Genomic DNA, 15,138 nt, shown 5'->3' with positions numbered 1-15,138 from the left:
ATTGACTCAGTAGGCCGCATGAATAAGATCCAACCAGAAACGGCGTGCCTCCGTGACCACTTGAGCCACCACCACATCAGGCCCAGCTTGTTGGATCGCGTTAGCAATGAATTTTTTGTAAACACCGGAGCGCACCTGTTCAACAGCCAAATCAACCAGCCGGAATTCTGCCTTGCTGCCTTTGGCCTGCTTGAACAGGCGATGTACATCTTCAAGTCGTTCTGGCCTGCGATACAGGTCGACTCGATCAAATAAATCGCCAAAATCTGCGGCATCAAACTTCGCGTTCTGCCAAAATTTTTCAAGTTCAACAAACACGATCGCAGCCTGCTGAATTTCTTTGGGAATCCGCCAATGATCGGCCAACTGCTTGACTTCGTTCTTTTCAGCCAGCTGCGCCAACTGATAAACCCATCGGTCAAATGCTGTGCCCAACTGATCAACGGTTTTTAATCGACTGTCCTCAAGGCGGGCAAACAGCAACGCGCGAGAACCGCCCAATTCAAACCATGCATCCAGCTTGGTCAGCAGTTTGATCATGCGCGAGGGTTTTTCTTCCTCCATGCCTTTGTTCAGTTCTGCAAAAATTCGCTCGGCAACCAAGTGCGTCAATTCACCGCTTTCACGCAGGGTGTTGCACAAGGCAATGGTTTCATCGACCACAGTAAAATCAAGAAAACGCGCCAGAAAACGGGCCAGACGCAACACGCGCAAAGGATCTTCCACAAAGGCAGGGCTGACATGGCGCATCACCCTGTGTTGAAGATCGGTAAAACCACCGTAGGGGTCAATCAACTCGCCTGCCGAACTCATGGCCATTGCGTTCACTGTGAAGTCGCGGCGCGCCAGGTCTTCCGCAAGGCTGACAGTTGGATTGGCATGAAAGGTAAAGCCCTTGTAGCCATGTCCGCTTTTTCGTTCGGTGCGGGCCAAGGCATATTCTTCTTTGGTAATTGGGTGAAGAAACACGGGGAAGTCAGCCCCTACGGGCGTAAAACCGGCAGCCAGCATGCTGTCAACCGTTGCGCCAACCACCACCCAGTCTCTGTCGCTGCTGTGGCGTTTCAACAAAGCGTCACGCACTGCGCCACCGACCACAAATACCTGAACAGAATCCGGCAGGCGGGCAATAACGGAATCGGCTTGAAAACCTTGAAGTTCAGGATGGCGGACCATGGGCAACACAGATAAGAATGTTGCCCAAGGTTACCATTGAATCAACCCCCGTGGATTGAGGGCAAGCGCGTGCGGTTGTGCTTGCGCCCGAAGTCAATAGCCCGTCTACCAACAAACCCATACCGTACTCCTTGAACCTGTTTGACAGGTTTCACCATAACAAGTCATGGGCTTACAGTTGTTCAATATTCTTGAAGGTGTCGGCCACTTTTTGTCGAAGTGCGGTGCGTTGGGAATCATCAAGCCGTGCGATGTTTTTGGCCATCAATCCAGTGCGGGGGTTGGCTGACAGCATTTTTTCGTGCTGGTCCAGAAAACCCCAATACAGGGTGGTGAAAGGGCAGGCATTATCACCAGCTTTCTCAGCCGGGTTGTATTTGCAACCCGTACAGTAGTTGCTCATGCGCTTGATGTAAGCACCCGATGCAATGTAGGGTTTGCTGGTAAAGCGCCCACCATTGGCAAACAGGGCCATGCCCGCTACGTTGGGCAATTCAACCCATTCCACTGCGTCCACATACACCGCCAGAAACCAGTCTTCTACCTGTTGCGGTACAAGGCCCGCCAACAGGGCAAAATTGCCAATCACCATCAAGCGTTGTATGTGGTGCGCATAACCGTGATCCAGCGTCTGCCCGATGGAATCTTTCAGGCAATTCATGTGGGTATTGCCAGTCCAGAACCACTTGGGCAAATCTCGCGTGGCTTGCAAATAGTTGTCTTCCCGCATCCTGGGCATGTCGAGCCAATACACGCCGCGCATGAATTCACGCCACCCCAGAACTTGGCGAATAAAGCCTTCCGCACTGGCCACATCCACCTTGCCCGCGCGGTATGCAGCTTCGGCTTTTTGAATGACTTCCAGCGGGTGCAGCAAATGCAGGTTGATGGAACTGGAAACAAGCGAGTGCCAGCCAAATGGTGTATTGGTCCACATGGCGTCCTGATACGCACCGAAATTGGCGAAGCGGTTTTCGATGAACGTGTCCAGTGCCCGCAAAGCCTGTTCACGCGTAACAGGCCATTGAAAATTGGCAAGCGTGCCGGGGTGCGCAGGAAAATATTGTTCTACGTCTGCAAACACCTGCCGGGTAATGTCATCGGGTTCAAACGCTGCGGTCGGTGCAATGTCGCCAGGCCCTGCTTTTGGAAAAGCACTGCGATTGTCGGCATCGAAATTCCACTTGCCACCAGCAGGCTCGGCGCCTTCCATCAGCACGCCGCTTCGCTTGCGCATTTCGCGGTAAAAATATTCCATGCGCATTTGCTTGTAGCCACTGGCCCACTTGGCGAATTCAGCGCGGCTGCACAAATAATGCGTGTCTTCCAGCAAGCGAAGTCTAAGGCCGGCTGTCTTGGCAAGCTGCAGAAAATCCTGTTCCAGTCGCCACTCACCGGGCTCGGCCATGTCAATGCTGGTGTAACCCTGTTGCCGGCACACCTGCTCTACCTCATCAACAAGGCTGTTCTTGCCCGTGTCAGAAAGGCGCCGGTAATGCACGGTGTAGCCCGCTTTGCGCAACGCATCGGCAAAATGCCGCATGGCACTGAGAAACAAGGCAATACGCACCTTGTGCACCCACACCACCGTTGATTCGCAAGGCGATTCAACCATCACGATGTGGGCAGATTCCGGGGGGTTGGCCAACAATGCGGGGTTGTTCAGGTCGAGTTGATCGCCCAACACCACCACGGCTTTCGATGTGCTGCTCATGTTATTTGCTACCCGTTCTTGGCACCGCCTTGCGGCAAGCGTCTGAACAATATTTCACCTCACCCCAATTCTTGGCCCAGCTTTTGCGCCAGCTCATGTCTTTGCCGCAAACAGTGCACGGTTTGCTCGGCAAATACGATTTATTGCCTTTGAACGATTGCTGCTTGCCCGCCACTGGAATTAATGCTGATTGAGTTTGTTGCGCAGGCGCCAGTCCGCGATGGACTCGCCAATGGATTCCAGGCTGGACAACAGCACGAAGTCCTCGGAAGGTTTTTTGCGCAAGGCAGTGGATGAACCACCACACCAGATTTCAACTGTGGGCGGCAGCTTTTCACGCAGCTCAGCCACGGCTTCCAGCACCGCGGGTGAACTCTGGATGACCGAGAATGAAAGGGCCACAATGTTGATGTTCTGTGCACGGGTAGCCAGAACAATGTCGTAAATGGGTGTTTGGGTACCCAGCGAAACACACTGCGCACCTTCCATGGAAAAAATGCATTCCGCCATCAGCAAGCCCAAACCATGCAACTCGTTGGGCAAGGTGGTCAGTAGCACGCGCGGCCCTTTTCGGGTCGGCGGAATGGTATTTAGCGCGTTGCGCAACACCACTTGAATGGTTTCGGTGTAAATGTGCTCTTCAAAAATTTCAAAGTAGCCACGCGCCCAGGCATCGCCCACCATGGCATTCATGGGGGTCACTATTTCAACCACAAAGCGGCGCAAACCCAGGGCAAGGGTAAGGCGCGACATAGCCTGACGGAATTCCTCGGCATCGTGACGCTTGATCAACTCCATGTAACCATTCAATTCGTCCAGGCTGTCGGGTGCCACATTCATGCGGGAACCGGCACTGCTGACCTCGGCCAGCTTCACCAATTCATCAATGCGCAAGCCAATAATTTTGCCTGGGCGATGGCCTCCGTCAAGCAGGCGTTTGATAACGCGAAGTTTTTCGACCTGGTCAATTGAATAAATGCGCTCACCGAAGGAATCGCGCCCGGGCTGGGGAAATTTGTAACGTTTTTCCCATACCCGCAAGGTGTCTTTCGGCAAACCGGTGTCTCGTTCCACTGCCGCAATTGAAAACGATGGCTGGTTTAAATCTGCACGCTCATTCATACCGCAACCCGACTGCTTTGAAACTTCAACATCATTTCTTTGTCCTAGACAAATTGACTTGCACAACTGAACGAATAATAATGGAACCGAAACCTCGATTTGCAATCAAATTAGCACATTGGCTGAGATTTCACCACACATACAGAGACATTCTGGCAGATACCATAGCTTGTATGCTCGACAGTCTGTCTAACCCAAAGTCTCAAGACCAACAATATAGTTCGCCGTGCACTTGATGCACACCCAATCACAGTGCAGTAATTATTATTGGAACGCTTTATCATGAACGCACCTGAAGGACTTTACCTGCCAGACGAACAATCCCGTGCCGACATGCGCAACATTGCCATCCAGCGCGTGGGGGTGCGGGCTATCAAACACCCCATTATTGTGGAAACACTCGAAGGCCCACAGCCCTCGGTGGCCATCATTGACATGTCGGTTTTTCTGCCGGCCAATGTCAAAGGCACCCACATGTCGAGGTTTCTTGAAATTCTGCAGACGCAGGAAAGTGCACTGAATCCGGCAGGGATGAGGCAGATGATGGGGAACATGCTGCATCGGCTGGATTCGAGCGCGGGGACGATCACCATGAAATTTCCTTATTTCATGCGCAAGGTCGCACCGGTTTCAGGCGTGGCCAGCTTGCTGGATTATGAAGTAACACTGGAAGCAAACAACAATGGTGCATCCACCGACGTGTTCATTGGTGTTGTGGTGCCAGTGACCAGCCTGTGCCCGTGTTCGAAAAACATTTCGGAATACGGGGCGCACAACCAGCGCAGCCACATCACCATTCGCGCCCTGACCGGTGACGGGCTCGCCGTGGAAGACTTGATCCGGATGGCCGAAGAATCGGCCTCTTGTGAATTGTGGGGATTGCTCAAGCGTACCGATGAAAAATATGTCACCGAACGCGCATACGACAACCCCAAGTTTGTAGAAGACCTGGTTCGCGATGTAGCCATTCGCCTGAAAGCGAACAAAAAAGTTTTGGCTTACCGAATTGAAAGCGAGAATTTTGAATCAATTCACAACCATTCTGCGGTGGCCTGGATTGAGGAAGACAAACGCCGTTGAGGTCTGAGAACCTGCACCGTGTTTCATGATCAATATCGGGTTAGCATGCTAGCGTTAATTACACCATTCATTTTTTCAGATTATTCATGACCCAGATTGCAAAAGATCACCTGCCAACAGTTGCCGTTATCGGCGGCGGCATTTCCGGCCTGACCGCTGCGTATGCCCTGCGCGACCACGCACACGTCACACTGTTTGAATCCAACGATTACATCGGCGGGCACACCCACACCGTGGACATTGAGGTAGACGGCACACCTGTGGCAGTGGACACCGGGTTTCTTGTGTACAACGAGCGTACTTACCCCAACCTGATCCGCCTGTTCGATGAACTGGACGTGACGACGGTTGAATCGGACATGTCGTTTTCCGTCTGTTTGCCAGAACTGAATATTGAATGGTCCGGAACCAACCTGAACACCGTGTTTGCGCAACGCCGCAATTTGCTGCGCCCGCGCTTTATCCGCATGTTGCTGGACATTCTGCGCTTCAACAAAGAAGCCACCGCCATGGTGACCGAGGCAGGCCGTGCCGACCTGTTTCAAAGCAAAGCCAAAATGCATTTGGGCGATTACCTGATCGAAGAAAAGTACAGCGCCGAATTTCGCGACTGGTACCTGATCCCGATGGCTGCTGCCATTTGGTCATGCCCCAGCGAGCAGATGCTGGCTTTCCCTTTGGCCACCTTCATCCAGTTTTGCCACAACCACGGCCTGCTGCAGGTCAACGACCGCCCAAGATGGTTCACCGTGAAAAATGGCGCCCGCAACTATGTGAATAAAATTTTGCCATTCATTAATGTGGTCCACAAAAGCACGCCAGTGCAAGAAGTGGACACCACGGCCGCAAAACCGGTTGTGACCACGCGACTTGGTCATCAAGCCTTTGACCACGTGGTTGTGGCCTGCCACAGCGACGAAGCCCTGGCGATCATCAAAGGCAACGAGGCGCAGAAAGAACAGTTACAACACATCAAATACCAGCCCAATGTGGCGTATTTGCACACCGACACCAAGCTGATGCCCAAAACGCGCAGCACCTGGTCGTCGTGGAATTACCTGAGCGATGTGTTGAACCCGCAACCCAGTGTGTCAGTCACCTACTGGAGCAACCTGCTTCAACCACTTCCTGTGGAAAAACCGGTTTTCGTGACCCTGAACCCGATTGTTGTCCCCGATGCAAATCAGGTGTTCCACGAAATCCATTACTCGCACCCGGTATTTGACCTGGCAGCGGTTCAGGCCCAACAGGCCTTGGGGCGGCTTCAAGGCCTGAACAATGTCTATTTGGCTGGCGCATGGATGAAGTATGGCTTTCACGAAGATGGCCACACTTCAGGACTGAACGCAGCTCATGCCTTGATCAATAAACTGACCACAACCAGACAAAAGGTTGCTTGATGGCACAAGGGCGTTTTCAATTGCGCGAAGTCAAACTGGCCTGGGGGCTGGTAAAGCATCGCCGTGAAAAACCAAAACCGAATGAATTCACCACCGGCGCATGTTTTGTGCGCTTGGTGTTTGGCTGTGCCCCGGCCCACAAACCTGGCAGTAGCCTGCCCAGGTACCCGGTTGTCGATGGCAAAGGCCTTGTGTCGGTGTCAGCCAGCCAATACGGCATGGAAAAACACAGCCTGAAGTTTCCGGAATTTGTAGAACAGCTGGTCCAGAAAATTGAACTCAAATCGGGTGAATCCCTGCCCGGAGACGTCCACCTGCACACTTTCCCCAAAGTGTTCGGGTATGTGTTCAACCCGGTGAGCTTTTGGTACTTCCACAATGAAGCGCAACAGTGCCGTGCGGTGCTGTGTGAAGTGAACAACACCTTCGGCGAACGCCATTTTTACCTGCTCAACAAACCCGGCAGCAATGCGCCACTAAACAGGGGCTTGTTGTTGCACGCAAAAAAAGAATTCCATGTATCGCCTTTTTTCCCGGTTTCCGGCCGCTATGAATTCCGGTTCGCAGGCGGTGCAGACCGCGTCATTGCACGCATTAATTATTTTGAAGGCACAGTACAGCAACTCAGCACCAGCGTTAGCGGTGAACTGGTGCATCCAAGCACCCCGCTTTGGGGTAAAACCTTATTGAAATACGGCTGGTTTACATTGGCCGTAATCGCAAAAATTCACTGGCAAGCCATCAAGCTGCTGCTCAAAGGCGCGAAGTTTCATGGCAAACCCGCACCACCCCGTCAAACCATTACGCAGACCGAATTCGACGCATGACACAAGCCATTACATTTTCGCAGTTCCAACTGCCAAGCCACGCCCCCTCTTCTGCCCAGTGGACACTGAAGCTGCTGACGAAACTGAAAAAGGGTCGCCTGGAAGTGATCACACCTGAAGGTGTGCACCTGCTGTTTGGCGGTCAGGATGACCAGCCCAGCGCGAAGATCAAACTGAACTCCTGGGCGGTTTGCCAACGCGCACTGAAGGCAGGCGACATCGGTTTTGCAGAAGCTTACATTGCAGGCGAGTGGGAAACCCACGACATCGCATCAGTGCTGGGCGTGTTTCTGGAAAACCGCAAAGCAGTCGAGAAGGTCATTTACGGCAGCTTTTTGGGCAGCATTGCTTACAAAATCAAGCACCTGCTGAACCGCAACACCAAAACACAGGCCAAAAAGAACATTCACGCTCACTACGACTTGGGCAATCCGTTCTACCAGCTTTGGCTGGACCCCACCATGACCTATTCCAGCGCGCTGTTTGATGGCGACACCAGCCTGAGCCTGGAACAGGCACAACACGCCAAGTACATGGCCATGGTGAATTATCTGAACCCGCAAGCCGGTGAGCAGGTGCTGGAAATTGGATGTGGCTGGGGTGGGTTTGCCGAAAAGGCTTGCGAAGCTGGTGCAAACTTGGTCGGACTGACCTTGTCCACTGAGCAGTTGGCCTACGCAAAAACGCGCCTGGCCCTACAGGGCTTTGGCGAACAGGCCGATTTCCGCCTTCAGGATTACCGCGATTGCCGCGGCCAATTTGACCACATTGCATCCATTGAAATGTTTGAGGCCGTGGGTGAAGAATACTGGCCTGCGTATTTTCAATCGGTGAACCGTTTGCTGAAAACCGGTGGCAAGGCCGCCATTCAAACCATCGTGATTGACGACGCCTTGTTTGAACGCTACCGCAAATCAACCGACTTTATTCAGCAATATATTTTCCCGGGCGGCATGCTGCCCTCACCGGCCAGATTCAGATCGATGGCAGAAAAGCACGGTTTGCGCGTGGTCGCCGAAAAAGCATTCGGGAAAGATTATGCTGAAACATTACGCCAGTGGCGTGCCCAGTTCATGAAAACGCTGGAGCAAGTGAAAAACCAGGGATTCGACGCCCCCTTCATTCGCACCTGGGAATTTTATCTGGCGTACTGCGAAGCCGGTTTCGAATATGAAAGCACAGACGTGATTCAGTTTTACCTTGAAAAAGTGGAGAACCAATGAAGTTTTACCCGGCTCAAATTATTCAACATGTATTGCTGTGTGCCGCCCTGCTGGGCCTGGCACCTGCGACCAATGCCAATGAGAATTTGAACCCCCCACCCAAGCAAGTCACCCAAACCATCGAGAACGCCAAGCTGATGGGTTGGGGCACCTTGCGCTGGTTTGGCCTGCGTGTATACGACGGGCAGCTGTGGTCCAGTGCTGAGCCCGAAGGGTTTAATTACAAACGCGACCCGTCGTGGCTTGAACTGAAATACGCGCGCAGCTTTGACGGCAGCGACATTGCCGAGCGCAGCATCGATGAAATGGAAGACATCGGCGCGGGCACCGAAGAAAAGCGCAAGGTGTGGCTGGCCAAGTTGACCGCCATCATGCCAAACGTAGAAAAAGGCCATTCATTGAGCGCCTTGCACACCCCGGGCAAGGGTGTCCATTTCTTTCGCAATGGATTGCCACTGGCGAAAATAGACGACCCGGAACTGGCTGAGGCCTTCATGGGAATATGGCTTGATCCCAAAACTTCTGCGCCTGAAATGCGCCGTGAACTGATCGGATTGAAAAAACGCTAAGCAACAGCCAACATGAGCCAAACCAACACCCGTACCAGCGCCAAAGACCTGCTCAATTATGGCGTGCTGGGTTGGGCACTGGGTGCGGTGGCCGTGCCCATTTACATTCAGGTGCCGTACCTGTACTCCAGAATTTACGAAGTCCCATCGGCCTGGGTTGGCATTATTCTGCTGCTTTCACGTTTGCTCGATGCCTTGCTGGACCCGGCCATTGGTTTGTGGGTTGACCGGCGAAGCGGACAGGGTAACCGCTACGCCCTTCCCTTGTTGCTGGCAGTGCCACTGTTGCTGCTGGGCATGGCTGGTGTATTTTTCCCCTTGGGCAACAACCCGGTTGAATACGCCGCAAGCCTGATGGTCAGCCTGATTGTGGTGCACCTTGGCTACAGCTTTGCCAGCATTGCCTATCAATCCTGGGGCGCTGAACTGGGCCACACCGACAAGGAACGGTCCACGTTCGTGGCCGTGCGTGAAGGCGTGGGCATTCTGGGCGTGGTGTTTGCCGTGTCGCTGGCCCTTGAAACCAATGCCGGGCTGATTTTCATGGTGTTTGCAATCATGCTGGTTATGGGCATGTTCCTGCTGCTGAAATTTTCGCCACAACCTGACCGGGCAGCCCAACAAACAGCACAGCACTCAGCAAGCGCGTTGGTGCAGACATTCAACAATGCGCAAGCTGGTATCGCGAAAGCGATTCGCAAAGGCCTTGCCGACATTGTGCAGCCGATGCGTCAGCGCAACTTTCGCAAACTGATGGGCGTGTTTTTGTGCAATGGCCTGGCCGCTGCATTGCCTGCCACGTTGGTGCCGTTTTACATGCGCGACCGCTTGGGTTTGGGCGATTCCGATCAATGGGTACTTGCCGTGTATTTTCTGATGGGCGCAGCCTCCACCGTATTCTGGGTGTGGCTGGCCAGTAAAATTGGTTTAGCGCGCGCCTGGTTGCTGGGCATGGTGATTTCCATTCCCGCTTTCATCGTCGTGATTGTATTGGGCGAAGGCGACTTGGCGGGCTATTTGCTGGTGTGTGTACTGACAGGCTTCGCATTGGGTGCAGACCTGTCATTGCCCGCTGCGCTGGTTGCACGATTGATCGAGGAAAACGGCGAACGCGGCAAAACCGAAGGCACGTATTTTGGCTTGTGGAACTGGGTGAACAAATTCAACCTGGCGCTGGCCCCCAGCTTTGCACTAGGCACCTTGCAATGGTTTAATTATTCCGCAGACATGGCCACAACTGACACGTATCAAAACATGGGTCTTCTGCAGCAAATTGCAGGCGACCCATTGATCTGGGTTTACGCACTGGTGCCCTGCGCATTGAAATTACTGGCCATCGTATTGTTGGGGCGCAGTGGTTTGGCCAGCCTGAACACCACAACATCCAACACCGCAATCGGGAGCACCGCATGACAAACAGCATTCAAACAATACGTCGATGGGTTCAACAACTCCAACTGGGCTTTCTGGCGCTGGCCGGGGCATTGATATTGAGCGCTTGCGCCAGCCCCCAGCCCAGCGACTATGCACAGGAAAAACCAGCGCTGGACCTGAAGGAATATTTCAATGGTACCGTTGATGCCTGGGGCGTGTTTCAAGACCGTTCCGGCAAAGTGGTAAAGCGATTCACTGTGGTGATGAAATGCACTTGGGATGGCAACACCGGCGTGCTGGACGAAGACTTCACCTATTCTGACGGCACCACCCAAAAACGCGTGTGGACCCTGAAAAAAGACGGCAACAAATACACCGGCACTGCGGGTGATGTGCTGGGGCAGGCGAATGGCGAAACTTCCGGCAATGCTTTTCAGTGGAAGTACACCATGTTGCTGCCCGTGGATGGCAGCACCTATGAAGTGCAATTTGACGACTGGATGTACCAGATGGACGACAAAGTGATGCTGAACCGCGCCACCATGAGCAAGTTTGGCATTGAAATGGGCGAAGTGTTGTTAAGCTTTCGCAAGCGCGACTAAAAAGGATTTGCCATGGCTTTCAACCCGAAATTGACACAATGGGATAACAAGCGCGTGTGGTTGATAGGTGCCTCCACCGGCATTGGTGAGGCTTTGGCCCGCCAGCTGGACCAACTGGGTTGCAGGCAAATGCTGTCGGCTCGCAGCACCGACAAACTGGCCACCCTGGCTGGCGAGCTGAGGCACGCCACCGCGTTGCCGCTGGACATTACACAACAAAATGCGGTGAAGATCGCATTTGAAAGTGTCTTGGGTGCCTGGGGTGGTGTGGATTTGATTGTGCTGATGGCGGGCACTTATTCAGAAATGTCAGTGACAGAATTCAATCTTGAAAAGGTGCGCCAGCAAATTGACGTGAACCTGAACGGCACCATGCATGTGCTGGCCAATGCGTTGCCCAAATTGCTTGAACAGCAATCGGGGCACATCGCGATTGTTTCCAGCGTGGCGGGCTATCGCGGTCTGCCCAATTCACTGGCCTATGGCCCCACCAAAGCAGCGTTGATCAACCTGGCCGAAGCATTGCATGTTGAGTTGCAACCGCACCATGTGGGCGTCAGTGTAGTGAATCCAGGATTTGTGGATACCCCGCTGACTCGCAAAAATACATTCCCGATGCCTTTCTTGATCACCGCTGAAAAAGCCGCACAGGAAATCATCACCGGCCTTGAAAAAGGCGAGTTCGAGATCCACTTCCCCAAAGCTTTCACACGGACCCTGCGAACCTTGCGAATTCTGCCGTATTCCCTGTATTTTGCAGCGGTGCGCAAAATGACAGCCAACAAAAACAAACCGGTTGCGGAGCAATGAGTACGCCAAATAAACCAAGTGGACTGGCTCCGCTGGAACGCCAACAGCTGTCCGTTCCACTGCGAAGGCTGATTGATTTTTTTGAACACATCACCGAGCAAACAGTGGCCGACATGCCCACGTTCTATGCGACGAATGCTTACTTCAAAGACCCATTCAACGAAGTGAACCGGGTTGAAGACATTCAACGTATTTTTGGAGACATGTTCCACCAGGTGGACAAACCGCGCTTTGTCGTGCACACGGCATTCGAATCGGGGCAGCAGGTGTTCATGGCCTGGCATTTTCTGTTTGAAATGAAGCGCTTCAAGGCGGGGCAAGTACAGTGCATCAAGGGTTCATCACACCTGTTGTTGAACCAAAACGGGCTTGTACAATCCCATAGGGACTACTGGGATACGGCTGAAGAACTTTACGAAAAGATCCCGGTTCTGGGCGGGCTTATGCGCTGGCTGAAGAAACAGGCAGGCTAAATCAACGGGTAAATGCATTTTTCAGCGTACAAATGTGCACATAAATGCCCCGTGTCACCAAATCTTCATGCGCTTCATGACATGTCTTGTTAAAATCATAAAGTCAGATCAATTCAGTGAAGGCGGAACAACATGTTGTATCCAGAATTATTCAGATCATTGGAGTCCGTTCGTTGGAACATGGAAAAAGACATCCACTGGGACCAGTTCGATGCCTCCAGGCTGTCTGAAGAGCAGGCCCAAACCATTAAGATGAACGCGATCACCGAGTGGTCGGCCCTGCCCGCCACTGAAATGTTCTTGCGCGACAACAAACACGACAGTGATTTTTCGGCATTCATGTCGATCTGGTTCTTCGAGGAACAAAAGCACTCGCTGGTCTTGATGGAATACCTGCGCCGCTTCCGCCCCGATTTGCTGCCAACCGAAGAAGAGCTGCATGCCGTGCGCTTTGAATTCGACCCGGCCCCGCCGCATGAGACACTGATGCTGCACTTCTGCGGAGAAATTCGCCTGAACCATTGGTACCGTTGCGCCTCGGATTGGCATACCGAACCCGTGATCAAGCAGATCTACAAAATCATTTCCCACGATGAAGCTCGCCACGGCGGCGCTTACCTGCGTTACATGAAAAAAGCCTTGGTGGAGGCCGGCGACAGTGCACGTGCCGCATTCAGCAAAATTGGTGTATTGATGGCCTCGGCCCGTCGCACCCAAAAACCACTGCACCCCACTAATTTGCATGTAAACAAAGACTTGTTCCCCAACGACACGGTGCAAAGCCGCTTGCCCGACCCCGATTGGCTGGAAAACTGGCTGGACGGTCAAATTCGGTTTGATGCGGAATGGGAAAAGAAAGTGATTGACCGCATTTTGCACAACATGAGTCTGCTGTTTGAACGCACCTTTGAATCGGTGCAAGACCTGAACCGCTACCGCAAAGAAGTGATGGCGCGCTTGGGTGCAACAGAACCGCCTGTTGGCAACGCGGCCTGACAGACCTGTAAACCATGACAACAACCGGAAAGCCGGCACGCTTTGAAAAAAAAGTGTGCCACCCCTCAGAATTGGCTGAGCGCGCCAAACAACTCAAAGGCCCCGTGGTGTTCACCAACGGGGTTTTTGATTTGCTACACCGCGGGCATGTCACTTACCTGGACCAGGCAGCCCAGGAAGGCCAAAGCCTGATTGTGGCGGTGAATTCGGATGAATCCGTGAAGCGCCTGGGCAAAGGGCCAGACCGCCCTATCAATACACAAGCTGACCGCATGCATGTGTTGGCCGCACTGGAATGCGTGGCTTTGGTAACTTACTTCGAAGAAGACACACCATTGAATGCAATTTTGGCGGCACGCCCGGATGTATTGGTGAAAGGTGGCGATTGGCCTGTTGAAAAAATGGTGGGTGCCAAAGAAGTACAAAGCTGGGGCGGTACCGCACTTTCAATTGCGTTTGAACACGAACGCAGCACCACCGCCACACTGGAAAAAATTCGCAAACTTTAAGCCTGATTTTTCTTACACATAGAGTAACGACCAGTAAAGCCAAGCATAAGCAAAAGCAAACAACACCAAAAGTGCGCTTATGTTCAGCATCAGCCGGGTTGAAATAGACTCCAACCTAAACTCCTTGGTGATTACAGCGACGAGAACCAGTGCTGAAACAACTGGCGGCGACCACATAAGCAGCAAATCAGGCTCATCGGAATTCAAGGCCGAATCTGTCCACCAAGCCATTAATGCTTGATCGACAAATGCCAATGAAAGGCACATCAGGGCAATCTGAAGCAACAAAAAGAAATTAAATGCCTTGAGTAGAGCAACTTTCACAGACCGTAAACCTTGCTAAGTTGTTGATTACCTGAACCTCTTGATCCTTTGGTCATCAACCGGAATTTGCCAGTAAACTTCAGTTCAGCCAACAAGACACCTTGAACATCAATTGCGACTCTTTCAGTGAATAGAATTGGACGATTGTCAGAGTCTAATGATCGAATGGTCACTGTTGCCCTGGACTCACCGACCGACAAATTGTGCCAGTGCGTGCTGATAGCGCTTAGTAACATGGAACCACTGGGATTACCCAAGTAGCACCTTCGATCATCTGGTACGTGCGCTGTGGCCCTCCAGCAGACGACCGCAATTGAAGACAAATGAAAGAAACCAGATCCACTCCCAAAATGGTTTTTGGAATACCCACATTTAAGCCCACGGCATACAAACGGAACTGCATATCCAACCTCGCTTATCGTTTAACTTGGCTCAAAGCATATCGAGGGCCTGTAAAAGCGTCAAAACCCAGACAAACGCATCACTTGACTGAGGCATGAATAATGTTCGAAGAAAATATTCCCTGCCCACAAATTCAAAAAAAATGCCCCCGAAGGGGCATCTTTAAGCACAGCAATTTAACTGAAAATTATTTCTTGTCAGCTTTCACGTCGGCATTTGCATTCACATCCGTTGCCGACTTCAATTGGTTCGTGCGTTTACCTGCCTCGCCTTTCGCTTCAGAATGCAAGGCACCGGCCTCATTGCGCATTTCATCGCCCTGAGATTTCGCACCCTTGACGGCTGCACTGGACTTGCCTTTCAAATCGGCATTTGCATTTGCATCCGCCTTTGCGTCTGCATCCACAGATACACCGGGCACCTTGGCATTCACGCCAACCCCTGCATTGACCCCAAGGCCAACAGCCATGGATGATGCAGAAAACACAAGCGCACTGGTAGCAATGGCGAATTTCAAAGTCGTTTTATTCATAAGTA

The 15,138-nt window shown here is 52.4% G+C and carries 17 protein-coding genes; 11 read left to right on the top strand and 6 right to left on the bottom strand.

Annotated elements, in window-relative coordinates; all coding sequences use genetic code 11:
* Nucleotides 1-6 precede the first annotated feature (6 nt).
* The 4 genes from V7028_RS03265 to V7028_RS03250 form a co-directional block, all read right to left on the bottom strand.
* Nucleotides 7-1,176 (bottom strand): CCA tRNA nucleotidyltransferase, encoded by a 1,170-nt coding sequence (locus tag V7028_RS03265; protein ID WP_334118675.1) that lies wholly within the window; start codon nt 1,174-1,176, stop codon nt 7-9.
* A 172-nt stretch (nt 1,177-1,348) separates the two neighbouring features.
* Entirely contained in the window at nt 1,349-2,890 is a 1,542-nt protein-coding gene (locus tag V7028_RS03260; protein WP_334118674.1) for a cryptochrome/photolyase family protein, read from the bottom strand.
* A gap of 1 nt (nt 2,891) precedes the next feature.
* Nucleotides 2,892-3,065 (bottom strand): DUF2256 domain-containing protein, encoded by a 174-nt coding sequence (locus V7028_RS03255; RefSeq protein ID WP_334118673.1) that lies wholly within the window; start codon nt 3,063-3,065, stop codon nt 2,892-2,894.
* A 5-nt stretch (nt 3,066-3,070) separates the two neighbouring features.
* On the bottom strand, nt 3,071-4,012 hold the full coding sequence (locus V7028_RS03250; RefSeq protein WP_334118672.1) for a MerR family transcriptional regulator: 942 nt from the start codon (nt 4,010-4,012) through the stop codon (nt 3,071-3,073).
* 282 nt (nt 4,013-4,294) lie between these two features.
* Between V7028_RS03250 and folE2 the strand changes: the two genes are divergently transcribed.
* The 11 genes from folE2 (at nt 4,295) to rfaE2 (ending at nt 13,875) form a co-directional block, all read left to right on the top strand.
* Complete coding sequence (gene folE2 / locus V7028_RS03245) at nt 4,295-5,092, top strand: GTP cyclohydrolase FolE2 (protein WP_334118671.1); 798 nt, start codon at nt 4,295-4,297, stop codon at nt 5,090-5,092.
* 86 nt (nt 5,093-5,178) lie between these two features.
* Complete coding sequence (locus tag V7028_RS03240) at nt 5,179-6,492, top strand: NAD(P)/FAD-dependent oxidoreductase (protein ID WP_334118670.1); 1,314 nt, start codon at nt 5,179-5,181, stop codon at nt 6,490-6,492.
* Complete coding sequence (locus V7028_RS03235; RefSeq protein ID WP_334118669.1) at nt 6,492-7,319, top strand: DUF1365 domain-containing protein; 828 nt, start codon at nt 6,492-6,494, stop codon at nt 7,317-7,319. The genes V7028_RS03240 and V7028_RS03235 overlap by 1 nt, the downstream gene beginning before the upstream one ends.
* The gene (locus V7028_RS03230; RefSeq protein ID WP_334118668.1) at nt 7,316-8,542 is read left to right on the top strand and encodes a cyclopropane-fatty-acyl-phospholipid synthase family protein; all 1,227 of its coding nucleotides are present in this window, start codon (nt 7,316-7,318) and stop codon (nt 8,540-8,542) included. The genes V7028_RS03235 and V7028_RS03230 overlap by 4 nt, the downstream gene beginning before the upstream one ends.
* On the top strand, nt 8,539-9,111 hold the full coding sequence (locus tag V7028_RS03225; protein ID WP_334118667.1) for a chalcone isomerase family protein: 573 nt from the start codon (nt 8,539-8,541) through the stop codon (nt 9,109-9,111). The genes V7028_RS03230 and V7028_RS03225 overlap by 4 nt, the downstream gene beginning before the upstream one ends.
* A gap of 12 nt (nt 9,112-9,123) precedes the next feature.
* Entirely contained in the window at nt 9,124-10,524 is a 1,401-nt protein-coding gene (locus V7028_RS03220; RefSeq protein WP_334118666.1) for an MFS transporter, read from the top strand.
* Nucleotides 10,521-11,087 (top strand): DUF3833 domain-containing protein, encoded by a 567-nt coding sequence (locus V7028_RS03215; RefSeq protein WP_334118665.1) that lies wholly within the window; start codon nt 10,521-10,523, stop codon nt 11,085-11,087. The genes V7028_RS03220 and V7028_RS03215 overlap by 4 nt, the downstream gene beginning before the upstream one ends.
* A 12-nt stretch (nt 11,088-11,099) precedes the next feature.
* Nucleotides 11,100-11,897 (top strand): SDR family NAD(P)-dependent oxidoreductase, encoded by a 798-nt coding sequence (locus V7028_RS03210; protein WP_334118664.1) that lies wholly within the window; start codon nt 11,100-11,102, stop codon nt 11,895-11,897.
* Nucleotides 11,894-12,370, top strand: a complete 477-nt coding sequence (locus V7028_RS03205; RefSeq protein ID WP_334118663.1) for a nuclear transport factor 2 family protein — start codon at nt 11,894-11,896, stop codon at nt 12,368-12,370. The genes V7028_RS03210 and V7028_RS03205 overlap by 4 nt, the downstream gene beginning before the upstream one ends.
* A gap of 132 nt (nt 12,371-12,502) precedes the next feature.
* Entirely contained in the window at nt 12,503-13,366 is an 864-nt protein-coding gene (locus tag V7028_RS03200) for a ferritin-like domain-containing protein (RefSeq protein WP_334118662.1), read from the top strand.
* Between the two features lie 14 nt (nt 13,367-13,380).
* Entirely contained in the window at nt 13,381-13,875 is a 495-nt protein-coding gene (rfaE2, locus tag V7028_RS03195) for a D-glycero-beta-D-manno-heptose 1-phosphate adenylyltransferase (protein WP_334118661.1), read from the top strand.
* 12 nt (nt 13,876-13,887) lie between these two features.
* Here rfaE2 and V7028_RS03190 read toward each other — a convergent pair whose 3' ends face one another.
* Nucleotides 13,888-14,199, bottom strand: a complete 312-nt coding sequence (locus V7028_RS03190) for a hypothetical protein (protein WP_334118660.1) — start codon at nt 14,197-14,199, stop codon at nt 13,888-13,890.
* A gap of 589 nt (nt 14,200-14,788) precedes the next feature.
* Nucleotides 14,789-15,133 carry a hypothetical protein gene (locus tag V7028_RS03185; protein WP_334118659.1) on the bottom strand — a complete coding sequence of 115 codons (345 nt, stop codon included), beginning with the start codon at nt 15,131-15,133 and terminating at the stop codon, nt 14,789-14,791.
* Nucleotides 15,134-15,138: the final 5 nt, after the last annotated feature.

Source organism: Limnobacter sp. (genome assembly GCF_036846585.1).
Taxonomy (GTDB): domain Bacteria; phylum Pseudomonadota; class Gammaproteobacteria; order Burkholderiales; family Burkholderiaceae_B; genus Limnobacter.
The sequence above is the reverse complement of the archived record's forward strand: the minus strand, read 5'-3'. Positions and strand labels throughout refer to the sequence as shown.